Below are 21754 nucleotides of genomic sequence, written 5' to 3'. Positions count from 1 at the left end.
AGATGAAAGCTCCCTCATCCCGTCCAACCCTGCTTCTCGTCGACGACGAGCCGCATTCGCTGACCGCGATGCGCATGGCGCTTGAGGACGAGTTCGACATCCTGACGGCGCCGGGCGCCGAGGAGGCGCTGCAGACGCTGGAGAAGGAGTGGGTGCACGCGATCTTCTGCGACCAGCGCATGCCCGGCCGCTCCGGCGTGGAGTTCCTGGCGGATGTGCGGGAGCGCTGGCCGGAGACGGTGCGCGTCATCATCACCGGCTATACCGATCCCGGTGCCATGATGGCGGCGATCAACGACGCCGGCATCCACCAGTTCCTGACCAAGCCCTGGCATCCCGACCATCTGATGATCGCCGCGCGCAATGCAGTGCGCCTGTTTCAGCTTGCCCGCGAGAACGAGCGGCTGGTGCTGGAAATGCGCTACCTCACCAACATCGCGAAGGAGCGGCTGGAACGGCGGCGCAAGGCGCTGCGCGAGGGGGCGGGGTTCGAGACCATAAGCTGCGCTCCGGCCTCGCCGATGAACCAGGTGATCGATCACGCGCGGCGCTATGCCAGCTTCGACCTGCCGGCGCTGCTGACCGGCGAAGCCGGCACCGGCAAGAGCCGGATCGCGCGGGCGATGCATCTGGGCTCGCTGCGGTCGGACAAGCCGTTCTACACGTTCGACCTGACCGGCGTGCCGTCGGAACTGGCGGCGCTGCATCTGTTCGGGGCCAAGCGCGGCGTGCTGCCGGGGGGCACCTATCGCGTCGGGCTGATGCAGCGGGCCGATCGCGGCACGCTCTATCTGAGCGGGCTGGAGACGGCCTCGCCCGAGATTCAGCTGGCGCTGATGCGGGTCGTCTCCGAAGGCACGTTCACGCCGCTCGGCGGGCAGGAACTCATCGACACCAATGTCCGCCTCATCTCAGGGGCGACCAACGAACTGGCGGCACGGGTGGCGGAAGGCCAGTTCCTGCCGGGCCTCTATCATGCGCTCGCCGTCGGACGCATCATCGTTCCGCCGCTGCGCCAGCGCCGCTGCGACATCGCCATCCTGGCGCAGCAGATCGCCGCCGATCTCTCCATCGCCCATGGCAAGCCGGTCCGCGGCTTCACCGATGCGGCGCTGGAATTTCTGGAAACCTATGACTGGCCCGGCAATCTGCGTGAATTGACCGGCGAGGTCACCCGCATGCTGGTGTTTGCCCAGGACGATGTGCTGGGGGCGGACCTGATCTCCCGGCATATCCTGCAGGCGATGCCCGGCGGGCTTCAGGCCGAGCGCGACGCGGCGCTCGACATGCTCCTGACCGGCGACACGACGCTGAAGGAACGGGTGGAGGAGGTGGAGACGCGCATCCTGCGCGAAACCCTCACCCGCCATCGCTGGAACAAGAGCCGGGCGGCGGCGGAACTCGGCCTCAGCCGGGTTGGCCTCAGGGCCAAGCTCGACCGCTACGGCATCGCCGACCCGAGCGGGCGCGGCGAAGAAGAGGAGGACTAGACCATGTGTCTCGGCATTCCCGGACAAATCGTTGCGATCACCGATCCCGAGAGGCTGATGGCGCTTGCCGAAGTGTCCGGTGTCCGGCGCGAGGTCAATGTCACCTGCGTCATGGGCACCTCGCTCGACAGTCTGGTGGGCAAGTGGGTGCTCATCCATGTCGGCTTTGCCATGGCCCTGATCGACGAGGACGAGGCGGCCCGGACGCTTGCTGCCCTGCGCGACCTTGGCGAGGTGCAGGAGGCCCTTGATGCGATGGCGGAGGGCCAGCGTGCCCTGGAGGAACGGACATGAAGTTTGCCTCGGAGTTTCGCGATCCCCTGGCGGCGCGAGCCGTGCTCGCCGAAATCGCCCGGCTTGCCGGCCGGATCGGCGCCACGCGGGAAAAGCCGTTGCACATCATGGAGATCTGCGGCGGTCACACCCATGCGATCTTTCGCTATGGCCTCGACAAGCTGGTGCATGAGGGAATCGAATTCATCCATGGGCCCGGCTGTCCGGTCTGCGTGCTGCCGATGACCCGTGTCGATGAATGTATCGAGATTGCCGAGCGTCCGAATGTGATCTTCACCACCTTCGGCGATGCGATGCGGGTGCCGGGCTCCCGTGGCAGCCTGTTGCAGGCCAAGGCGCGCGGCGCCGATATCCGCATGGTCTATTCGCCGCTCGATGCCCTGGAGCTTGCCCGCCGCAACCCGGACCGGGAGGTCGTCTTCTTCGGTCTCGGCTTCGAGACGACCACCCCTTCGACGGCGCTGGCGCTGCAGCAGGCGGCGCGGGAGCGGCTGGAGAACTTCTCGGTCTTCTGCAATCACATCACCGTGCCGGAACCCATTCGCGTCCTGCTGCAGGACCCGGACATGCGGCTCGACGGCTTTGTCGGCCCCGGCCACGTCAGCATGGTGATCGGGCTGGAGCCCTATGCGTTCATCGCGCAGGAGTTCGGCAAGCCGATCGTCGTCGCCGGCTTCGAGCCGCTCGACCTGCTGCAGTCCGTGCTGATGGTGCTGAGGCAGATCGCCGAAGGGCGGGCCGAGGTGGAGAACCAGTATGCCCGCGTCGTCCCGCGGGAGGGCAATCCCGCCAGCCTCGCCGCCATCGCCGATGTTTACGAGCGGCGCCCGAGTTTCGAGTGGCGCGGTCTTGGCGAGATCGAGGCCTCGGGCCTGCGCATCCGCCCGGCCTATGCGGCCTATGACGCGGAGGCGAAGTTCGGCGTCGGATATGGCGCAGTGAGCCGCCGCATCGCCGAGCCGGAAGGCTGTGCCTGCGGGTCGGTCATGACCGGCCGTATCAAGCCGACGGCCTGCCCCCATTACGGCACCCAATGCACGCCGGAGACGCCGCTCGGCGCCCTGATGGTCAGTTCGGAAGGCGCCTGCGCCGCCTATTGGCAATATGGCGGGGCGCGGGCGCTGGCCTCCTGAGGCTGGCGGCGTACAGACAAGACAGTGGCAGAAAGGCGGGAGCAGGAATGGCGCTTCGCGATACGCATGTGACCCTGGCCCATGGCGGCGGTGGCCGGGCCATGCGCGATCTGATCGAGGACGTGTTCACCGGCGTGTTCGATCCACCGGGGATGGAGGACCAGGCCCGCCTTGCTCATGCGGCCCTTGCCGAGCCGGGTGCCCGTCTCGCCTTCACGACGGACAGTTTCGTCGTCACGCCGCTGGAGTTTCCCGGCGGCAACATCGGCCATCTGGCGGTCTGCGGCACGGTCAATGATCTTGCGGTCGGCGGTGCGCGGCCGCTCTGGCTTTCGGCCGCCTTCGTCATCGAGGAGGGAACGGAAGTGGCCTTGCTGCGCCGCATCGTTGCCGCGATGGCCGCGGAGGCGGACAAGGCCGGCGTGCGCATCGTCACCGGCGACACCAAGGTCGTGGGGCGCGGCGCGGCCGACGGGGTCTTCGTCACCACGGCCGGGGTCGGGATCATCCCGCCGGGGCGGGAACTGGCCGCAAGCCTCCTGCAGCCCGGCGATGTCGCCATCGTCAACGGCGTCCTCGGCGATCATGGCGCCGCGATCCTGGCGGCGCGCGGCGATCTTGCCCTGTCCTCCGACATCCGCTCCGACTGTGCCGGCCTTGGCCATCTCATGGAGGCGGTGATCGCTGCCGCGCCGGGAACGCGCGCGGCCCGCGACTGCACCCGTGGCGGCCTTGCCTCCGCTCTCAACGAGATGGCGGCGGCGGCCGGCGTTGGCATTGTCATCGAGGAAACCGCCCTGCCGCTGCGCGAGGAAGTGCGCGGCATGTGCGAAATCCTCGGGCTTGACCCGCTCTATCTCGCCAACGAGGGGACGCTTGTCCTGTTCGTTCCGCAGGAGGAGGCCGCCGCCGCCCTGGCGGCCATGCGCGCGCGGCCCGAGGGGCGCGGTGCGGCCGCCATCGGCCGGGCGAGCGCCGCCCATCCGGGCCAGGTGCGCATGACCACGCCCTTCGGCGGAATGCGCATCGTAGACATGCTGGTCGGCGAACAGCTGCCGCGCATCTGCTAGCACCCGGGTCGCTGAAAGCCCGGACCTGCCGGGCAGAGGGAAGCGCGGGTCAGCACCAGCCTCAGGCCTGAAGCCCGCCGGCGGTCAGCCAGAGGGAAGGGCTCAGCGATGACTGCCCCAGACGGTGCAGTGACCGGCTTCTATGCGCTCAATGCCCATGCGATCGACTATCGGGACCTGCCGGCGAAATACGCCCGCACCCGGCCTGCGCATGGATCCATTCCGGCGGCGTTCCTGTCCATGATCGGCGTGGACCAGCGCTATGCTGGTCAGGGCTACGGCGGCGACCTTCTGGTCGATGCTCTGCTGCGCGTCGCCCGAGCTGCGGAGCATCTGGGGATCGCTGTTGTTGTGCTTGATGTTCTCGATGACGGCAACCCCCACCTCGTCGAACGGCGGATGAGGCTCTATGCGGGCTATGGTTTCCAGGTGCTGCCGTCAAATCCGCTGCGGATGTTCTTGCCGGTTGGGACGATAAGGCAGATGTTGGGGTAGGGAGAGGCCGTAGAGCTTGTAGTCCCATAGGTTGGGTCTGGGCTTGCGTCTGCCACGGATCGGATTAGGCTAAAGGGGTTGCGTCATTGGCTCTTACCATGTTCCTTCAAATGCTGCACGCAGGTCGTTGTGCTCGAGTAGTGCGTGCTTCAAAATTTCGATGGCTTCAGCAACTAAAAGGTCGTTCCGGTCGGAGTCCTTATCTCCGGACTTGCCGCCATGTACGAGATTGTTGCGGACACGACGCACTGCACCGATCAATGACTGAATGTCATTAGGCTGTGCGGTTGCTTCCCAATCTAACGAGCGATCCCTCAAAATCTGTCGGCTGGGCGGCTTGAGAAGGATATTTGGCGCAATACTATTTTCTCTAATTTGCTCAAAGAAAACAGCCTTCAGTTCCTTGTTTGCGAATTCGTCCCAATTGGCTTCGACAGCTCTATTATTACCTGACTTCCCGTAGCCTATTTCCTTTAACGCATACTCAAACCGTGTCATGATACACATCAATTCTTGGCCGCGTGCAGGAAGAGCGTTGGCCGCCGTCATGTCGATGTCTTTCATATCGCCAATCTCAGATTTTTCAGCCACTACTCACCCGTTTTCGTCGCGTCGGAGTTATTGAGCGCAGCTCAGCGAATATTTCGGAAGGCTGAGCAATCAAGATCATCAATTTAGCATATTTTGAGACTGTGCTGTATCGAAATGTATTCGCGAACTAAAGGCGATCCCGTGACCAGATATAGTTATCAGTCATGAAGGAGCAAAAATTTACAAGTTTCAATTAAGTTTGGTAGCGGAGGAGGGACTCGAACCCCCGACACGCGGATTATGATTCCGCTGCTCTAACCAACTGAGCTACTCCGCCATCCGTCCGTCTGCCGTTTCATCGGGCCGGAGCGGTTGGTGCTGTCCGGCGGGCAGAGGCTTGAGCGCGGCGCGGTGGCGCCGGTGTGGGGAGCTTATAGGAAGGGGCGGGGGTTCCTGTCAAGCGGGGTTCGACGGGATTTTGACAGGCGGCACAAGCGGCTGTTCCGCCTGTGGATGACGGCGGTGAAGCTGTCCGTCAAGCTTGGGGGAACTGGCGGATTTCTGGTGCCTTGGAGCGGTTGCCCCCATGGCGTTGCCTGGCTTTTGATGCGGCAGGCGCGATGTGGCACCGTATGCATGATTTACTCAGTTTATTGTATGGATGACCCTCCGGCGCGGATGGTGCGGCGGGCGAGGGCTTTGCGCCCACAACAGGTCCCGGCACGGAGGCCGGGACGGCGCGGTGGGTGTGGCGCGGTTTGCGGATGAGCTGACAGAGACCTTGTTGCAGCTTGTCTTTTATACAAGATTTTGTATACTTGGATTATGGCGGGATCCAAACCAGTCGCTTTCTGCGGCAGCTCTCTTGATGACCTGCGCGCCTTTCCGCCAGAGGTGCGGCGGGAAGCGGGGTATCAGCTTGACCGGGTGCAAAGCGGTCATGAGCCGGATGACTGGAAGCCGATGAACACGGTGGGGCAAGGGGTGAAGGAAATCCGGATCCGCGATGCGTCCGGTGCGTTCCGCGTCATCTATGCCGCCAGGTTTGCTGATGCTGTTTACGTGCTTCATTGCTTTCAGAAGAAGACGGAAAAAACGGCAAAGTCCGATCTTGATCTCGCGGCGAAGCGTTACCGCGATTTGCTGAAGGAGCAGGGCCGATGAATGAGCCGCAGTTTGCCAGTGAGCGGTTTGCCAGTGTCTGGGACGCCATCGAAGACACGCCGGAAGAAGCGGAGAACATGAAGCTTCGCTCCACGCTGATGATGGCGTTGAAGAGCCATATCGAGCGTGCCGGACTGAATCAGGCGCAGGCCGCGCAGATGTTTGGCGTGACGCAGCCGCGTGTGTCTGACCTGATGCGCGGCAAGATCAATCTGTTCGGTCTTGATGCGCTGGTGAATATGGCAGCCGCAGCGGGATTGCGCATCGAGATGCAGGTGCGCGAACCCGCCTGATGCTTCCGGGGTTTTCCTCTCCGCCCGCAGCGGTCGGAGAGGAAGACAGTCTCACGCTGCCGGCAGCGTCCGGTTTTCCTCGCGGGTGAAGGCGGGGCTGGTGAGGCCGAGGGGCCTGGCGCGGGCGATCCAGCCGCCGCCCAGAACCTGCGCGCTGCTGTCGTCGCTGTCATAGAAGACGCAGGCCTGCCCCGGCGCAACGCCGGTTTCCCCGTCTGTCAGCTCCACCTTCGTCACGCCATCCGTGATGGTCAGCACCGCCGGGGTTGGCGGGCGGGTGGAGCGGACCTTGGCGAAGACTTCGGCGCGCATGCCCTCCGTGGCAGGCGTTGCGCCCAGCCAGTTGAGGTCGCGCAGTTCCAGCGTGCGGGTGGCGAGCGCCTCCTTGGGGCCGACAAGCACGCGCTTCTGCGCCGCATCCAGATGCACCACATAGAGCGGATCGCCGGTGGCAACGCCAATGCCGCGGCGCTGGCCGATGGTGTAGTGGATGATGCCCTCGTGCCGGCCCAGCACCCGCCCGTCCAGATGCACGATGTCGCCCGGCTCCAGCGCATCGGGCCGCAGCTTCTGGATCACATCGGAATATTTGCCCTTGGGCACGAAGCAGATGTCCTGGCTGTCCTGCTTGTCGGCGACGGACAGACCGAATTCGCGGGCCAGCTCGCGCACTTCGGCCTTGGGCATGCCGCCGAGCGGGAAGCGCAGGAAGTCCAGCTGCTCCTGCGTGGTGGCAAAGAGGAAGTAGCTCTGGTCGCGGTCAAGGTCCGCCGGGCGGAACATCTGGTGGTGGCCGTCAGCGCCGGGCGCGGTGCGCACATAATGGCCGGTCGCCAGCACATCGGCACCCAGCGTGCGGGCGGTGGCCAGCAGGTCGGAGAACTTGACCGTCTGGTTGCAGGCGACGCAAGGCACCGGCGTTTCGCCGTTGAGATAGCTGTCGGCGAAACGGTCGATCACCTGCTCCTTGAAGCGGCGCTCATAGTCCAGCACGTAATGGGGAATGCCGAGGCGCTCGGCCACGCGGCGGGCATCGTGAATGTCCTGCCCGGCGCAACAGGAGCCTGCCCGGTGCACGGCGGCGCCATGGTCATAAAGCTGCAGGGTGATGCCGATGACATCATAGCCCTCGCGCTTCATCAGGCCTGCGACAACGGAAGAGTCGACGCCGCCGGACATGGCGACAACGACACGGGTCTCTGCCGGGGGCTTCGGCAGATGAAGGGTATTCAGCATTTTGCGTCCTCTCGTTCCGCCGGGGTCAAGGGCCGGGGGCGGGATGGGCGTTGGCCGGAAGGGCATGACTGCAGCAATGCCGAAGGTCAGGCTGTCCCGCATGTGCCGCAGGCAGCCCGGCGGAACTGCGGTCAGGCCGTCCGGGAGATGAGGGGCAGTATACAGGCAAGGCGCGCTGCTGCCAATCGGCCCGGCAAAAGGTGCAAGTGACCGGGCAAGCCTTGCCGTGCCGGGCAGGATTTGCCGGGCTGAGGGCGTGAGGGAAGTGGCGTCCACCGGTCATTTTCTTGATTCAAAACAACAATTTTCGGGTGCTGAAACTGGCCCCGTCCTTGCTTTTGACTGGCAAGGATAAATCCGCCCCTTGTGGGCAAGCGTCGAGGGTTGCCGTGCAGGCATTTCAGCTTCGGATCGATCTTGGTGGCATGGGCGCGCCTGCTGGGGCAGGCGCCGGGACTTCGGCTGGCGGTCAGGCGGCGGAGGGTGTCTTCGCCGGTGTTCTGGCAAGCGCTGGCGTTGAAGGCGGTGGGTCGCCCTTTGCGGGTGCGCAGCCTGTGCCGGTGAATGCGTCTGCTTCCGGCAGCCTTCCGGCGCAGAAGGCCATTGATGCGCAGGGCCTGCAGGTGCTGCAGCCCGGCGCCGTGGTGGAGCCTGCGGCCATTGATGCGGATGCGGCGCTGCCTGTGCCCCTGCCTCAGGTGCCGGTTGCAGCTCCCGGTGAGTTGCCGTCTCCGGTTCCCGGCACTGCGACCGGTGAAACTGCATCTGATGGTCTGCCGGTTGTGGATGCGCCGGTGCCGGATGGCGAAGACGGTGTTGAGGCCGCGGATGCGGCGGCGATGGTGGTGGCATTCGTCATCCCCGCGCCTCTGCCGGCGCCGCAGCCGGTTGTCTCTGCTCCCGTGCAGAATGGCCTTCAGGATGGTGCGCTCAATGGCGCGGATGGCCTGCGCGGCAGCATCACCCCGGCCTTGCCGGATCTGCCGCAGACGGGCGGGCAGCCGCAGGTGCAGCCCGGCATGGCCCGGCCGCAGGTTGATGCGTCTCTTTCCGCGCCCCCTGCGCCTGCTGGCGGGGATATGCCGTCCGCTGAGGCGGGCAAGGCCCCCGTGGCCGCGCAACCGGTGGCTCCTGCTGGTGCTGATGCCGGATCTGCCCCCGCTCCGGGCGCTGCGCCGCAGGTGGTTCAGCAGCTGACAACTGCCTGGCCGCAGGCGGGCGCCGGTCTTGAGGCGGCGCTTGCCGCTGCAGGGCTCACAGCCAGCGAGGCTGAAGCTCTGGAGCCGGATGTTCTGGCAGCGCTTGCACGCTCTGCCCAGGGTGAGGCGGTGGCCGCCAGGGCAGGTTCTACCGGTTCCGCTGATGCCCAGATTCAGGCCCAGACACAGTCTCAGCCTCAGGCAACTGCTGCGCCCCAGGTTGAGACCCAGGCTCAGGCGCGTCCGCAGCCGGTTTCTCCGGCTGGCACGCCTGTGGCAGCAGACGGTGCTGCGTCCCAGCCGGTGGCCGCAACGGCAGCTCCTGCGGTTGATGCCCAGCCGGACGGGGTCGAGACGCTGCGTTTTGCCATTGCTGCCGGTGCGGATGATGTTGCCGGGGCTCCCGCTGCCCGGCCCGAGGTCGTGGCCCAGCAGGCGGTGGCCAGTGCTGTCGCAAATGCGGCTGCCAGCAGCCTGACGGCCAAGGCAGTTGCGGGAACGGCCGCGCAGACAGCTCAGGCTGACGAGGCTGTGCAGCTGGCGGTTCAGAAGCGGGCTGCGGACAAGGATGGTTCTGGCAGCCGCTATCGCGTTGCGGATGAGGTTGCGTCTGACAAGCCGGGGATGCAGGCCGCCGGAGCCAAGGGCACGCAGGCGGCTGATCTGGCGGGCGCATCGGCTGCCGTCAACGCCGGTCAGGCTGCCGCAAACGCTGCTGCGCCGGATGACGCAGAGGCGGACAAGGGATCGGACCCGGCCGTGGCACTGGATGCCCGCGCCGGACGGATGGATTTTACCGGTTTTGGCCGGGCTGACGGGCAAACGGCAACGAGTGCGGGCACGGCGCAGGCATCTGTGTCCGGGCAGGTGCCCACGCAGGCACAGGCCCAGGCTGCCGCCAGCCAGATTGCCGGACAGATCCAGCTGCAGTCCCGCGCCGGGCAGAGCCGGTTCCAGATGCGGCTCGATCCGCCGGAGCTCGGCCGGATCGAGGTGCATATGAGGGTCAAGGCCGGCGGTGAAGTCGAAGCTCACCTCATCGTCGACAAGTCCGAAACGCTGGACATGTTCATGCGCGACCAGAAGGGCCTTGAGCGGGCGCTGGAGCAGATCGGTCTGAAGGCCGAGCAGGGCGGGCTGCAGTTTTCACTGCGTGACGAGGGCAGTGGCCGCCAGTTTGCCTTTTCCGGTGACGGGCAGGGCAATGGCTCCGGCCAGTCCGGCCGTCAGGATCAGCAGCAGGGACAGGACGGGCAGGCAGCAGAGCGCGGCATCAGCGAACGCGTGGTGCAGCTCTACCGCCAGAACGGGCGCAGCGGCGTCGATATCCGGATCTAGTATGCGTGCAAACTCCGGCTTGGCTGCAGGCCGCCGGTGTCAGGAGTGAAGAGAATGGCGACGGTTTCCACGAACAACGCAGCCGCTGCGGCCCAGGGCTCCAGCGCAGCCAGCAAGCAGACCCTGCTTGGCAGCTATGACCTGTTCCTGACGCTGCTGACCACGCAGATCAAGAATCAGGACCCGCTCGAGCCTCTGGATGCCTCGCAATACACCCAGCAGCTGGTGCAATATTCCAGCGTTGAACAGGCCATCAAGAGCAACCAGCACCTTGAAAGCCTGATTGCCATGATGCAGGCGGGGCAGGCGTCCTCCTATGTGAACTATCTTGGTTCCCAGGTCACCGCATCCGGCGCCAGCAGCGTCCTGACCAATGGCGAGGCAATCTGGAAGGCCAATGTTTCAGAGGCGGCATCGGGCACTGTCGAGATCCGCAATTCCGCGGGCGCCAAGGTCTATGAAGGGCCGGTGGAGTTCAACAGGGGCAACAACACCTTCACCTGGGACGGCAAGACCGCCACTGGCTCCGTCATGCCGGATGGGGCCTATACGGTGTCCTTCAGGCTGTCGAATGCAGCCGGGAACAAGGTGACACCGACGACGCAGATATCCGGTGTTGTCGACCGCGTCGATCTGTCGAGCGGCACGCCTTATCTTGAGATCGGCGGCGTCTCGATCCCGGTCAGCTCGGTCACGTCGGTCGCGAAGGCGAGTTAAGACCAGCTGCCGGTGAGAATCACTCACCGGCAGTTGCTCAGGCCCGTGCGGCGCTTGAGCAATTTCAAGGCGTGATGCGTCAGCATCTCAGAGCCTTGCTATAAGTCCGGCCTGCCACAGGGCAGGCGCAATCCGGCAGATCTGAAGCGCGGGAGTTTTCTCCTGCGCTTTTTTTGTTTGCCGCCGGAGGGAACGGGGAGGGCCGGGAATGGCCCACAGATTACCGTATGGTAAACAAATTCTCAATTTGGCTAAACAAAGGCGAACTATTTTGAAGTGCTTTCTTAAGCACCGCCTCAAGAAATCGCAATTTCATAGTTAATACAATGTAACTGCTCGCTTAGGTAAATTTTAAACTCCGCTGTCTATTCTCTCTTCAAGACCTGGTCATGGTTTGTGTGAGAGTAAAATGACCGAGCAAATTCGTTCGCGTGTGAAATATGTGATTGGGCCGGATGGAAGCCCCCTCACCATCGCCGATCTGCCGCCGCCCAGTACAAAGCGGTGGGTCATCCGGCGTAAGGCGGAAGTCGTGGCAGCTGTCCGCGGCGGCCTCCTTTCCCTGGAAGAGGCTTGCCAGCGTTACACGCTGACGGTCGAAGAGTTCCTGTCATGGCAGAGCTCGATTGAGCGCCATGGGCTGGCGGGTCTGAGAGCGACCCGTATCCAGCAATATAGAAACTGACGGTTCGGTCTGCGGCTTGCCGCAGGCACGGTCTGTACCTCCAAAAACTGGCCGGGCTCGAAAGAGGCCGGCCTTTCTGTTTTGCCCTTGCCCGGACCGGCCGCGGAGGCGGGGCCGCAACCATCTGTGGTCAAACCGGTCTGACGCTGATTCCCGGTGGCGCGATGCTGCTGCCGGCCGCTAGAAGCGGATTCAGCTGGCGCGCTCCAGATGGCCCGCCTCGTCAAAAGTTACCCACTGATTAACGGAAACCGGCAGAATTTCGCTATTTGCAAGCGATGGCGGTAATAATTGGTGGCGGAATTCCGCCGGTTTTCCGGCTGACGTCAATACTCGTTAATAACTTGTTTACCTTCTGGCGGGCAAATTTTGCCTATCGGACAATGGGGTTCGGGTCAGAGTGGGCCGTGATTCCCTCAACTGCCGGGTAGGGCCAACGAACGCGAGCGGGCAAACGTGAACGGATTGATCGAATTCATCAGAACACTGGGTGCAGCGCGCGTGGCCGCCATGGGGGCGGTTGCGGCGATCCTCATTGGTGTTTTCGCCTTCATCATTCTGCGGGTGACGGCACCGCAGATGGCACAGCTCTATTCGGATCTGTCGCTGGAGGATTCGTCGGCCATCATCAACTCGCTGGAGCAGCAGGCGATTCCCTTCGAGCTGCGGCGCGAAGGGTCGACGATCATGATCCCGCAGGAGCAGATCGCCCGGGTCCGCATGCGGCTTGCCGAGAACGGCCTGCCGACCGGCGGTTCCATCGGTTATGAGATCTTCGACCGTTCGGATACGCTGGGCGCCACCAGCTTCATCCAGAACATCAATCACCTGCGTGCGATGGAAGGGGAACTGGCCCGCACGATCCGCTCCATCGACCGCATCGTCTCCGCCCGTGTTCATCTCGTGATCCCTGAACGCCAGCTGTTTCAGCGTGATGCCCGTCCGCCTTCGGCCTCAATCGCCGTCAAGGTCCGCGGTTCGCTTGGGGCAGGCGAGATCCGGGCGATCCAGCATCTGGTGGCTGCGGCTGTCGACGGACTGACGCCGGAACGCGTCTCCATCGTCGATGACGCCGGGCGGCTGCTGGCCTCCAGTTCGGACGACAATGCGCAGGCGATGCTCTCCACCCAGCTGCAGGAGCGCACCTTCGAGGTGGAGCACCGGCTGCGCAATCAGGTGGAGGAAATCCTCAACAGTGTCGTCGGGCCGGGGCGGGCCCGCGTGCGTGTCGCCGCTCAGATCGATCATAACCGTGTCACGGAAACGCAGGAGCGCTTTGATCCCGAGGGTCAGGTCGTACGTTCGACCCAGACCAAGGAAGAAGCGAGCTCCCGCGGAGCTGGCCAGAATGCCGTGACTGTCGGGAACCAGCTCCCGAATGCGGATCAGGGCGGGGCGGGGACCGGCGATGTCGAAGCGTCGAACCTCAACGAGGAAATCGTCAACTACGAGATTTCCAAGGCGACCCGGACCGAAGTGGTCGAGGCGGGCAGCATCAAGCGGCTGTCGGTCGCTGTTCTGGTGGACGGCGTCTACACGCCGAATGCGGATGGTGTGCTCCAGTATGAGCCGCGCACGCAGGAAGTGCTCGACCGGATCGCCGTGCTGGTCCGCTCGGCGGTGGGCTTCGACGCTGCCCGCGGTGACGTGGTCGAGGTCGTCAATCTGCGCTTTGCCCAGGCGCCGGAAGCTGACTTCGAGCCTGCATCAACCAGCATGTTCGACTTCACCCGCGATGACATCATGCGCTTTGCCGAGCTGGGCGTGCTGATGCTGATCGCGCTGCTGCTGCTCCTCTTCGTGGTGCGCCCGCTTCTGCGCCGCATTGTGACGCCGGACGAAAAGCAGCCCCAGGAACTGGTCATCGCACCGGATGGCACGCTGGTGGCCGAGAGCGAACTGCCGCAGCAGCATGACGACGAGGATGATGGTGTGGTCATCGAATGGCTGGAGGAGGCCAAGCGTGAAGGTGCCATGCAGGCCTCGTCCATCGCCAAGGTGGGCGCAATGATCGAAGATTATCCGACTGAAGCCGTGACGATCGTGCGCGGCTGGCTGGAGGAGGCGGCGTAATCCATGGCGCAAAGTCAATTGCAGAACCAGCTGACCGTCAGTGACGACGGCATTGAGCGGGAGCTCAGGGGAGCCGAGCGTGCTGCGGTTCTCATGCTGGCCCTTGGCGAAGTCCATGGACGGCAGATCTGGGCCCGCCTTGACGAGATCGAGGTGCGCCAGATTTCTGCGGCCATGGCCAAGCTGGGGCCTGTCACCCCGAACATGCTGCAGGAGCTTTTTGCCGACTTCGTGCGGCGCCTGAGCTCGCGCGGTTCGCTGATGGGCAACGTGGATGCGACCGAGCGCCTGCTGGCGGCCTTCCTGCCGCAGGACAAGGTGTCGGTGATCATGGAGGAAATCCGTGGTCCTGCCGGCCGCAACATGTGGGAAAAGCTCTCCAACGTGCAGGAGAACGTTCTCGCCAACTATCTGAAGAACGAATACCCGCAGACCGTTGCCGTGGTGCTGTCCAAGATCAACTCGGACCATGCCGCGCGGGTGCTGTCGATCCTGCCGGAAGATCTGGCGCTTGAGGTGATCAACCGCATGCTGCGCATGGAGGCGGTCCAGAAGGAGGTTCTGGAGAAGGTCGAGCTGACACTTCGCAAGGAGTTCATGTCGAACCTGACCAATACCAGCCGCCGCGACAGCCATGAGATGATGGCGGATATCTTCAACAACTTCGACCGGCAGACCGAAGCCCGCTTCCTGGCGGCGCTTGAAGAAGAGAACCGGGAATCGGCGGAGCGCATCAAGAACCTGATGTTCACCTTCGACGATCTGATGAAGCTCGATGCGGCCAGCTGCCAGACCCTGCTGCGCAACGTGGAGAAGGACCGTCTGACCATCGCGCTGAAGGGGTCTACCGATCAGGTGCGCGACTTCTTCTTCTCCAACATGTCCTCGCGGGCGGCAAAAATGCTCCGGGATGACATGGAAGCGCTTGGGCCGGTGCGCCTGCGCGATGTGGATGAAGCCCAATCCGCCATGGTTGCGACAGCAAAGGATCTGGCTGCGCGCGGCGAAATCATGATCGCGAAGTCGAAGAGCGACGACGAGATCATCTACTGATGACAAGCGAGGTCTAGAGCGGAAGCATGTCACGCTTCACGACACCGTCGAAATTCCTGTTCAGCACGGACTTTGCGGCTCCGGAGGCTCCGGCCGCCGAATTGCCGCAGGAGCCGGTCGTGCCGATGATGCCGGTTGCCCAGCATGAAGCTCTGCTGGCGGCCGCCATTGCCGATGCACGCAGCAAGGGCCGGGCTGAAGGCATGGAAGAGGCGCGTGCCGGCGAGGAGCGCCGTCTTGCGGATGAGGCGGCCCGTCTTGTGAGTGTGGCTCAGCAGGTTTTCGACGAAATCGATGGCTTCCGGGAAGAGATCGAGCGGGACGCGATTTCACTCGCCTTTCTCGTCGCGCGGCGGCTTTGCGCGCATCTGATCGCGCGCAGCCCGCTGGGAGAGATCGTGGCGCTGGTGTCCGAATGTCTCGGCCCCTTGCGGGAGGCCCCGCATCTGGTCATCCGCGTGGCGGTCAAGGATGTCGATGCGTTGAAGAAGCGTATGGATCCGCTGATTGAGGAAAAGGGTTTCGAGGGGCGTCTCGTCATCCTCGGAGAACCCGAGGTCGAGCGCGGCGATTGCCGGATTGAATGGGCCGATGGCGGCATCCTGCGGGACCGCAAGGCCATTGAGAAACAGATTGACCAGATCATTCGCGGCTATTTCCAGGCCAAGGCTGCTGCCCGTGCGCGGCCTCAGGCGCGTGAGACAGCCGCAACCGGGGAGACTGAGGCATGAGCAACACAGGTGATGGCGGAATTCCGCTGGATGAACTTGAAAGCCCAGGCCGGCGCCGGGAAGACCGGGGGGACATCGGCCACGCTTCATCGGCCGCCGATCTGGAAGCTGTTTTCGATGTGCCGGTGCGCATCTCGGCCGTGCTGGGCCATTCCAAGATGCATGTTGCGGACTTGTTGAAGCTGGCATCGGGAACGGTGCTGGAGCTGGACCGCAAGGTCGGCGAGGCCATCGACATCTATGTGAATGACCGGCTGGTCGCCCGCGGGGAAGTTGTTGTGGTCGAGAACAAGCTGGGCGTGACCATGACCGAGATTATCAAGACCGACCGCTGAGAGCGGGCAGGAGACGAAGATGCGCTTGCTGATTGTTGGGACGCTTGGCGGCCAGCTTACGACAGCCTCGAAAATCGCGATGCAGCGCGGCGCTCAGGTCACCCATGCGGATGACATCGAGGGGGCGCTGAAGGTGCTGCGTTCCGGCCGGGGCGCCGATCTGCTGATGGTCGAGGTGAAACTGGATATCGGCTCGCTGATTGCACGGCTGACGGACGAGCGCATTCATGTGCCGATCGTTGCCTGCGGTACGGATACGGATGCCCGCGCGGCTGTGGCGGCCATCCGGGCCGGCGCCAAGGAATATATCCCGCTGCCGCCTGATCCGGATATGATCGCGGCGGTTCTGTCCGCCGTTTCGGAAGAGCGCGGCGACCTGATCTACCGCGACGAAGCCATGGCTGCCGTGGTGAAGCTGGCTGAACAGGTGGCTCCTTCCGATGCTTCGATCCTGATTACCGGCGAATCCGGCACGGGCAAGGAAGTCATTGCCCGCCACGTGCACCGCAGTTCTTCACGTTCGGGCAAGCCGTTCATCTCCATCAATTGCGCGGCAATCCCCGAGCATCTGCTGGAATCCGAACTCTTCGGCCATGAGAAGGGCGCCTTCACCGGTGCCGTTGCCCGCCGGGTCGGCAAGTTCGAGGAAGCTGATGGCGGCACGCTGCTGCTGGACGAGATTTCCGAAATGGACGTGCGCCTGCAGGCCAAGCTTCTGCGCGCCATTCAGGAGCGGGTGATCGACCGAGTGGGTGGCACACGGCCTGTGCCGGTGGATATCCGTATCATCGCCACGTCGAACCGGGATCTGGCGGAAAGCGTGCGGCAGGGGACCTTCCGTGAGGATCTGCTCTTCCGCCTCAATGTGGTGAACCTGAAACTGCCGCCCCTGCGCCAGCGCCCGGCTGACATTCTGGAACTCGCCGACTATTTCGCCCGCCATTATGCGCAGGTGAATGGCGCCCCGGTGCGGCCCATCAGCCCGGATGCGCGCCGGGCGCTGACCACCAGCCCCTGGCCGGGCAATGTGCGCGAGCTGGAGAACACCATCCACCGCGCCGTGCTGCTCGCCATCGGGCCGGAGATCGGGGTTGATGCGATCCGCATGCCGGATGGGACACCGCTGGCTTCGGCACCGCGCGGGCCGGTGGAGCGGGCAGCGCAGGCGGCCGAGGCCGTCAACCGCTCGCTCGTCGGGCGGACGGTCGCCGATGTGGAGCGGGATCTCATTCTCGATACGCTGGACCACTGCCTTGGAAACCGCACCCACGCGGCCAAGATCCTCGGCATTTCGATCCGGACCCTGCGCAACAAGCTGAACCAGTACACGGATGAGGGCATCCATGTGCCAGGACCGGGCGAAGCGCGGGTTTGAGGCGCTTGCAGATTTTTGAGGACGCTGCATGAGTGAAGCATCAGCAAATGGCACCGGCGCACCACCGCCGCCCGGAGGGCGCGGACCGGGGACTGGCGCCGCGATGCCGAGTATGGGCGATATCTGGCGTGCGCTGAGGCAGGGCGATCTGGGCCTTGCCATCGGCGTGATGGTCATTCTCGTCCTGCTCATCGTGCCGATGCCCTCGGTCATGCTGGACATGTTCCTGGCCATCTCGATCATCTTTTCGGTGATGATCCTGATGACCGGCCTGTTTATCCAGCAGCCGCTGGAATTCTCGTCCTTTCCGACGGTTCTGCTGATCGCCACCATGCTGCGGCTGGCGCTCAACCTTGCCTCAACGCGCCTGATCCTCGCCAACGGCCATGAGGGCACAGCTGCGGCCGGACATGTGATTCAGTCCTTCGGCAACTTCGTGATGGGTGGCAATTTCGTCATCGGCATCATCGTCTTTGCCATTCTGGTGATCGTGAACTTCATCGTCATCACCAAGGGTTCGGGCCGTATCGCGGAAGTGGCGGCGCGTTTCACCCTGGATGCCATGCCCGGCAAGCAGATGGCGATCGACGCCGACCTGTCGGCCGGCCTGATCGACGAGGGCGAGGCCCGCCGCCGCCGCAAGCAGCTGGAAGAAGAATCCACCTTCTTCGGTGCCATGGACGGTGCGTCCAAATTCGTGCGCGGTGACGCGATTGCCGGTCTGCTGATCACCTTCATCAACGTGATTGCCGGGATCATCATCGGCGTGGCGCAGATGAAGCTGAGTTTCGGCGAGGCTGCGCAGAACTACACCCTGCTGACGGTGGGCGACGGGCTGGTATCGCAGATCCCGGCCCTGATTGTCTCGACCGCTGCCGGTATTCTGGTGTCCAAGGCGGGTGTGGTCGGTTCGGCCGACAAGGCCATGGTGGCCCAGTTTACCGGCTATCCGAAGGCGCTGGGCATGTCCTCCGCCGTCATGCTGACGCTGGCCTTCCTGCCGGGCATGCCGATGATCCCCTTCGTCTCGCTGGCGGCGCTGGCTGGCTGGCTGGCTTTCAAGACCGGAAATGTGAAACAGCAGAAAGCGGCGGCGGAAGTCGCCAAGAAGGTGATCGAGGAAGCGCCGAAGCCGCCTCCGGAGCCGCCGATCACCGATGCCCTCAAGATGGATGAGCTGCGTATCGAGCTGGGCTACGCCCTGCTGCCCCTGATCAATGGCAAGGAAACCGGCGGCGGCGATCAGCTGACCGAGCAGATCAAGGCTCTGCGCCGTCAGATTGCGGCGGACATGGGCATCATCATGCCGCCCGTGCGTATCCTCGACAACATTCAGCTCGGCGCGAATGATTATGTCATCAAGGTCAAGGAAGTGGATGCGGGCAAGGGCTCGCTCTATCCCAACCGCTACATGGTCATGGATCCGGCCGGTGGTCAGGTGAAGCTGCCGGGCACGCACACGATCGAACCGACCTTTGGTCTGCCAGCCACCTGGGTGGAGGCTGCCTACCGTGAGGATGCCTCGCTGCGCGGTTATACGGTGGTGGACCCGGCGACCGTGCTCTCGACCCATCTGACCGAGACGATCAAGGGCAATGTGGCGGAACTGCTGACCTATGCCGATGTGCAGAAGCTCCTGAAGGAGATGAAGGGCGATCAGGCCAAGCTGGTGGACGATCTCATCCCGTCGCAGATCAACGTGTCGGGCGTGCAGCGCGTGCTGCAGACCCTGCTGGGCGAGCGTGTTTCCGTGCGCGATCTGGGCACCATTCTGGAAGGCATTGCCGAGGCGGTTGGCTTTACCCGCAACACAAACACGATTGCCGAACACGTGCGCAGCCGGCTGGCGCGCCAGCTCTGCGCGGCCAACATGGCGCCCGGCGGCTATCTGCCGCTGATTGCGCTGAGCCCGCGCTGGGAGCAGTCGTTCCTGGAAGCGATCGTCGGGGAAGGTGAAGACCGTCAGCTCGCCATGCAGCCCTCGAAGCTGCAGGAGTTCGTGACCCTCGTGCGTGATGCCTTTGAGCAGGCGGCCACCCAGGGCGAGGTCCCGGTTCTGCTGACCTCACCGCAGACACGGCCCTTTGTGCGTTCCATCGTTGAACGCTTCCGGGCGCATACAACGGTGATGAGCCAGAACGAGGTTCATCCCCGGGCGAAGCTGAAGACAGTCGGGTCAATCTGAGGCAAAGCCGGAGAGGTGAAAGTCTCCGGCTTTGTGCGTGTCATCACACCAGAATATTCAGCCGTGACATGGCTGTGGCAGCGCTGACGTTGTTGCCGCGAATGGCGTTGGACGCCTGTTGCTGCACGACACCGGTGTTGATCTCAAAGAAGGCCTGATTGAGCTGGGCGTTGAGATTGATTGTCCGTTGAACGGCGCGCCTGCGCACTGTTGCCCATGCGTCATTGTAGTCTTTGAGACTGGGCTTTTTGTCGTTGCGGTTGGGGTTGTTTCCGATCTTAGACATGGGAACAGTCTTGGCGCATATGGTTAACGAAAGGTAAACCTGCCGCGAATTGCCTGATTTCCGTCCTTTCACAATACCGTTATGACAGCTGCGAACAGAGCGCAGGCAGGTCTTGCATCCGGCTCGTTTTTCCCCGACACCATGCCGCTTCTCCCCCGTGCCGGCTGATGCAGCGCTGCACCAGCTGGCACGGGGGCGCCATGATGCCTGCCGCGACAAGGACCTTCTGATGACCTCACTCAACATGAACGGCTACACCGACCTGCCCGAAAGCAAGATCGCGCTGGTGGTCACCTTTCTGGAGATGACCGGAGCGCCTGCAGGGCTCGCCGCACCAAAGGCGCCTGCCGGTGTGTCGCTGGAGCGGTTTCAGGCGGCCGATCTGGATGGTTTCCTCAAGCTCTTCCGCAAGGTGGGCGAGGAATGGCTCTGGTTCTCCCGGCTCATCATGCCGCGCGAGAAGCTGGCCGCAATTCTCTGCGAACCCTCGCGTGAGGTCTGGATTGTCCGCAAGGACGGAGTGGATGCCGGGCTGCTGGAACTGGACTTTGCCGATCCGCAGGACGTTGAACTGTCCTTCTTCGGGCTGACGCGGGAGGTCACGGGGCAGGGGCTTGGCCGCTGGCTGATGCAGGAAGCGCTGTGGCGCGCCTGGTCGCGGCCGCAGACGAAGCGCTTCTTCGTCCACACCTGCACCGGTGACAGCCCGGTGGCGCTGGGCTTCTATCAGGCGAGCGGCTTCCGGCCGTGCAAGCGGGCGGTTGAGGTGATTGATGATCCGCGTCTTGCGGGTCACCTGCCCGAAACCGCCGCTCCGCATGTGCCGGTGCTGGGGCGCCTGGCGGACTGACGCCGGCTTCAGTGCCGGATCTTGTCAGAGAAGGCGGCGGCCAGTGCCGGGCGCGAGGCTTCGATCACGCCGCGCTCGGTGATGAGCCCCGTCACCAGGCGCGCCGGCGTAACGTCAAAGGCGGGATTTGCAACTTCGGAGCCTTCCGCCACGATGGAGACGCGGCGGATGGTGCCGTCGAGTGCAAGCCCTGCGATGGTGGACACTTCTCTGCCATCCCGTTCCTCGATGGGAATGCCCGTCAGGCCGTTGCTGATGGAGAAATCGAGGGTGGAGGAGGGCAGGGCGACGTAAAAGGGCACATTGCAGTCCTTCGCTGCCAGCGCCTTCAGATAGGTGCCGATCTTGTTGCAGACATCTCCATTGGCCGTGGTCCGGTCGCTGCCGACGATCACCATGTCCACGGCGCCGTGCTGCATCAGGTGTCCGCCTGCATTGTCGCAGATGACGGTGTGCGGCACGCCATGCTTGCCCAGCTCCCAGGCGGTGAGAAAGGCGCCCTGATTGCGCGGGCGGGTTTCGTCCACCCAAACATGGACGGGAATGCCCGCATCATGCGCCATGTAGATGGGGGCTGTTGCCGTGCCCCAGTCCACCGTCGCCAGCCAGCCGGCATTGCAATGGGTGAGGATGTTCACCGGTTCCCCGAAGCTTTTGCGGGCGAGCGCCGTCTTGATCAGGTCCAGCCCATGCAGGCCGATGGCCATGTTGGTGGCCACATCCTCGTCGCAGATCCGCTCGGCCACCTGCAAGGCCTTCTCGGCGCGCAACTCCGGCGCCAGATGGATGAGAGACCGGCGGGAGATATCAACCGCCCAGGCGAGGTTGACGGCCGTTGGCCGCGTATCGACCAGCATGGAGGCGGCCCCGTCGAGCGACGCATCGCCCGGATCTGCCTGCATCGCCAGCCACAAGCCATAGGCGGCCGTTGCGCCGATGAGGGGAGCGCCGCGCACGCGCATGGTGCGAATCGCTTCGGCGGCCTCCGTCACGCTGGAGAGTTCCCGCGTTTCGAACGCATGCGGGAACATGGTCTGGTCCAGAATGGTTACACTCTTGCCGGATTTGCTCCGCCAGATGGTCCGGTAGGGGATGCCATTGACTTTCATGGGTGAAATCCTGCTGTTCCGGTTTTTTGCAGCGCGGCGTCTGGCCGTGCGGACCTGAATATATTAATACTTGTTAACCACAGCTGCGACATTGCCAGTGGAAGAGCGGTTC

At 63.7% G+C, this 21754-nt stretch carries 21 protein-coding genes and 1 tRNA gene; 17 read left to right on the top strand and 5 right to left on the bottom strand.

Annotation, left to right across the window (positions count from 1 at the left end):
• Nucleotides 1-2 precede the first annotated feature (2 nt).
• The 5 genes from ACVNHC_RS09540 to ACVNHC_RS09520 all read left to right on the top strand — a co-directional run bounded on the left by ACVNHC_RS09540 (nt 3) and on the right by ACVNHC_RS09520 (nt 4482).
• The gene (locus tag ACVNHC_RS09540) at nt 3-1490 is read left to right on the top strand and encodes a sigma-54-dependent transcriptional regulator (protein ID WP_457167078.1); all 1488 of its coding nucleotides are present in this window, start codon (nt 3-5) and stop codon (nt 1488-1490) included.
• A 3-nt stretch (nt 1491-1493) separates the two neighbouring features.
• Nucleotides 1494-1784, top strand: coding sequence for a HypC/HybG/HupF family hydrogenase formation chaperone (locus tag ACVNHC_RS09535; RefSeq protein WP_050474654.1), 291 nt, complete (start codon nt 1494-1496; stop codon nt 1782-1784).
• Nucleotides 1781-2917 carry a hydrogenase formation protein HypD gene (hypD, locus tag ACVNHC_RS09530; RefSeq protein ID WP_050474655.1) on the top strand — a complete coding sequence of 379 codons (1137 nt, stop codon included), beginning with the start codon at nt 1781-1783 and terminating at the stop codon, nt 2915-2917. Before ACVNHC_RS09535 ends, hypD begins: the two co-directional genes overlap by 4 nt.
• 47 nt (nt 2918-2964) lie before the next feature.
• Nucleotides 2965-3987: a hydrogenase expression/formation protein HypE gene (gene hypE / locus ACVNHC_RS09525; protein ID WP_058899198.1), complete on the top strand. Its 1023-nt coding sequence runs from the start codon at nt 2965-2967 to the stop codon at nt 3985-3987.
• A 129-nt stretch (nt 3988-4116) separates the two neighbouring features.
• Nucleotides 4117-4482, top strand: a complete 366-nt coding sequence (locus ACVNHC_RS09520) for a GNAT family N-acetyltransferase (protein WP_457167077.1) — start codon at nt 4117-4119, stop codon at nt 4480-4482.
• A gap of 93 nt (nt 4483-4575) precedes the next feature.
• Here the strand turns inward: ACVNHC_RS09520 and ACVNHC_RS09515 are convergent, their stop codons facing one another.
• The gene (locus ACVNHC_RS09515) at nt 4576-5046 is read right to left on the bottom strand and encodes a hypothetical protein (RefSeq protein ID WP_457167076.1); all 471 of its coding nucleotides are present in this window, start codon (nt 5044-5046) and stop codon (nt 4576-4578) included.
• Between the two features lie 227 nt (nt 5047-5273).
• Nucleotides 5274-5350: transfer RNA gene (locus ACVNHC_RS09510), tRNA-Met, on the bottom strand.
• Between the two features lie 488 nt (nt 5351-5838).
• Between ACVNHC_RS09510 and ACVNHC_RS09505 the strand changes: the two genes are divergently transcribed.
• Both ACVNHC_RS09505 and ACVNHC_RS09500 read left to right on the top strand, forming a co-directional pair.
• The gene (locus ACVNHC_RS09505) at nt 5839-6177 is read left to right on the top strand and encodes a type II toxin-antitoxin system RelE/ParE family toxin (protein WP_457167075.1); all 339 of its coding nucleotides are present in this window, start codon (nt 5839-5841) and stop codon (nt 6175-6177) included.
• Nucleotides 6174-6470: a helix-turn-helix domain-containing protein gene (locus tag ACVNHC_RS09500; RefSeq protein ID WP_457167074.1), complete on the top strand. Its 297-nt coding sequence runs from the start codon at nt 6174-6176 to the stop codon at nt 6468-6470. Before ACVNHC_RS09505 ends, ACVNHC_RS09500 begins: the two co-directional genes overlap by 4 nt.
• A gap of 51 nt (nt 6471-6521) precedes the next feature.
• Here the strand turns inward: ACVNHC_RS09500 and mnmA are convergent, their stop codons facing one another.
• Complete coding sequence (gene mnmA / locus ACVNHC_RS09495) at nt 6522-7706, bottom strand: tRNA 2-thiouridine(34) synthase MnmA (protein ID WP_457167073.1); 1185 nt, start codon at nt 7704-7706, stop codon at nt 6522-6524.
• Nucleotides 7707-8095: 389 nt separating this feature from the next.
• Here mnmA and ACVNHC_RS09490 point away from each other — a divergent pair, with 389 nt between their 5' ends.
• The 9 genes from ACVNHC_RS09490 (at nt 8096) to flhA (ending at nt 19397) form a co-directional block, all read left to right on the top strand.
• Nucleotides 8096-10243 carry a flagellar hook-length control protein FliK gene (locus ACVNHC_RS09490; protein WP_457167072.1) on the top strand — a complete coding sequence of 716 codons (2148 nt, stop codon included), beginning with the start codon at nt 8096-8098 and terminating at the stop codon, nt 10241-10243.
• A gap of 54 nt (nt 10244-10297) precedes the next feature.
• Nucleotides 10298-10960 (top strand): flagellar hook assembly protein FlgD, encoded by a 663-nt coding sequence (locus tag ACVNHC_RS09485; protein WP_457167071.1) that lies wholly within the window; start codon nt 10298-10300, stop codon nt 10958-10960.
• A gap of 409 nt (nt 10961-11369) precedes the next feature.
• The gene (sciP, locus tag ACVNHC_RS09480; protein ID WP_019963894.1) at nt 11370-11645 is read left to right on the top strand and encodes a CtrA inhibitor SciP; all 276 of its coding nucleotides are present in this window, start codon (nt 11370-11372) and stop codon (nt 11643-11645) included.
• 456 nt (nt 11646-12101) lie between these two features.
• Complete coding sequence (fliF, locus tag ACVNHC_RS09475) at nt 12102-13718, top strand: flagellar basal-body MS-ring/collar protein FliF (RefSeq protein WP_082206138.1); 1617 nt, start codon at nt 12102-12104, stop codon at nt 13716-13718.
• A gap of 3 nt (nt 13719-13721) precedes the next feature.
• Complete coding sequence (fliG, locus tag ACVNHC_RS09470; protein ID WP_050474947.1) at nt 13722-14771, top strand: flagellar motor switch protein FliG; 1050 nt, start codon at nt 13722-13724, stop codon at nt 14769-14771.
• Nucleotides 14772-14797: 26 nt separating this feature from the next.
• Nucleotides 14798-15502: a FliH/SctL family protein gene (locus ACVNHC_RS09465; protein ID WP_050474948.1), complete on the top strand. Its 705-nt coding sequence runs from the start codon at nt 14798-14800 to the stop codon at nt 15500-15502.
• Nucleotides 15499-15837, top strand: coding sequence for a flagellar motor switch protein FliN (gene fliN / locus ACVNHC_RS09460; protein ID WP_050474949.1), 339 nt, complete (start codon nt 15499-15501; stop codon nt 15835-15837). Before ACVNHC_RS09465 ends, fliN begins: the two co-directional genes overlap by 4 nt.
• A gap of 19 nt (nt 15838-15856) precedes the next feature.
• Nucleotides 15857-17212, top strand: coding sequence for a sigma-54-dependent transcriptional regulator FlbD (gene flbD / locus ACVNHC_RS09455; RefSeq protein WP_050474951.1), 1356 nt, complete (start codon nt 15857-15859; stop codon nt 17210-17212).
• A gap of 28 nt (nt 17213-17240) precedes the next feature.
• Nucleotides 17241-19397, top strand: coding sequence for a flagellar biosynthesis protein FlhA (gene flhA, locus ACVNHC_RS09450; RefSeq protein ID WP_122520610.1), 2157 nt, complete (start codon nt 17241-17243; stop codon nt 19395-19397).
• A gap of 43 nt (nt 19398-19440) precedes the next feature.
• On the opposite strand, the gene ACVNHC_RS09445 is transcribed toward flhA, so the two are convergent.
• The gene (locus ACVNHC_RS09445; RefSeq protein WP_050474954.1) at nt 19441-19683 is read right to left on the bottom strand and encodes a hypothetical protein; all 243 of its coding nucleotides are present in this window, start codon (nt 19681-19683) and stop codon (nt 19441-19443) included.
• Nucleotides 19684-19912: 229 nt separating this feature from the next.
• Between ACVNHC_RS09445 and ACVNHC_RS09440 the strand changes: the two genes are divergently transcribed.
• On the top strand, nt 19913-20533 hold the full coding sequence (locus tag ACVNHC_RS09440; protein ID WP_457167070.1) for a GNAT family N-acetyltransferase: 621 nt from the start codon (nt 19913-19915) through the stop codon (nt 20531-20533).
• Nucleotides 20534-20541: 8 nt separating this feature from the next.
• Here the strand turns inward: ACVNHC_RS09440 and mtnA are convergent, their stop codons facing one another.
• Nucleotides 20542-21642 carry an S-methyl-5-thioribose-1-phosphate isomerase gene (gene mtnA / locus ACVNHC_RS09435; RefSeq protein ID WP_457167069.1) on the bottom strand — a complete coding sequence of 367 codons (1101 nt, stop codon included), beginning with the start codon at nt 21640-21642 and terminating at the stop codon, nt 20542-20544.
• Nucleotides 21643-21754 lie beyond the last annotated feature (112 nt).

This window comes from Pannonibacter sp. Q-1, assembly GCF_054073275.1.
This window is presented reverse-complemented; position numbering and strand designations above follow the sequence as displayed.

Bases quoted from the DNA above. Each gene is read 5' to 3' on its own strand.
- ACVNHC_RS09540 (WP_457167078.1), top strand. From the start codon at position 3: ATGAAAGCTCCCTCATCCCGTCCAACCCTGCTTCTCGTCGACGACGAG.
- hypE (WP_058899198.1), top strand. From the start codon at position 2,965: ATGGCGCTTCGCGATACGCATGTGACCCTGGCCCATGGCGGCGGTGGC.
- ACVNHC_RS09535 (WP_050474654.1), top strand. From the start codon at position 1,494: ATGTGTCTCGGCATTCCCGGACAAATCGTTGCGATCACCGATCCCGAG.
- mtnA (WP_457167069.1), bottom strand. From the start codon at position 21,642: ATGAAAGTCAATGGCATCCCCTACCGGACCATCTGGCGGAGCAAATCC.
- ACVNHC_RS09485 (WP_457167071.1), top strand. From the start codon at position 10,298: ATGGCGACGGTTTCCACGAACAACGCAGCCGCTGCGGCCCAGGGCTCC.
- mnmA (WP_457167073.1), bottom strand. From the start codon at position 7,706: ATGCTGAATACCCTTCATCTGCCGAAGCCCCCGGCAGAGACCCGTGTC.
- ACVNHC_RS09445 (WP_050474954.1), bottom strand. From the start codon at position 19,683: ATGTCTAAGATCGGAAACAACCCCAACCGCAACGACAAAAAGCCCAGT.
- ACVNHC_RS09505 (WP_457167075.1), top strand. From the start codon at position 5,839: ATGGCGGGATCCAAACCAGTCGCTTTCTGCGGCAGCTCTCTTGATGAC.
- fliG (WP_050474947.1), top strand. From the start codon at position 13,722: ATGGCGCAAAGTCAATTGCAGAACCAGCTGACCGTCAGTGACGACGGC.
- fliN (WP_050474949.1), top strand. From the start codon at position 15,499: ATGAGCAACACAGGTGATGGCGGAATTCCGCTGGATGAACTTGAAAGC.
- ACVNHC_RS09440 (WP_457167070.1), top strand. From the start codon at position 19,913: ATGACCTCACTCAACATGAACGGCTACACCGACCTGCCCGAAAGCAAG.
- flbD (WP_050474951.1), top strand. From the start codon at position 15,857: ATGCGCTTGCTGATTGTTGGGACGCTTGGCGGCCAGCTTACGACAGCC.
- ACVNHC_RS09500 (WP_457167074.1), top strand. From the start codon at position 6,174: ATGAATGAGCCGCAGTTTGCCAGTGAGCGGTTTGCCAGTGTCTGGGAC.
- sciP (WP_019963894.1), top strand. From the start codon at position 11,370: ATGACCGAGCAAATTCGTTCGCGTGTGAAATATGTGATTGGGCCGGAT.
- flhA (WP_122520610.1), top strand. From the start codon at position 17,241: ATGAGTGAAGCATCAGCAAATGGCACCGGCGCACCACCGCCGCCCGGA.
- ACVNHC_RS09515 (WP_457167076.1), bottom strand. From the start codon at position 5,046: ATGAAAGACATCGACATGACGGCGGCCAACGCTCTTCCTGCACGCGGC.
- hypD (WP_050474655.1), top strand. From the start codon at position 1,781: ATGAAGTTTGCCTCGGAGTTTCGCGATCCCCTGGCGGCGCGAGCCGTG.
- ACVNHC_RS09465 (WP_050474948.1), top strand. From the start codon at position 14,798: ATGTCACGCTTCACGACACCGTCGAAATTCCTGTTCAGCACGGACTTT.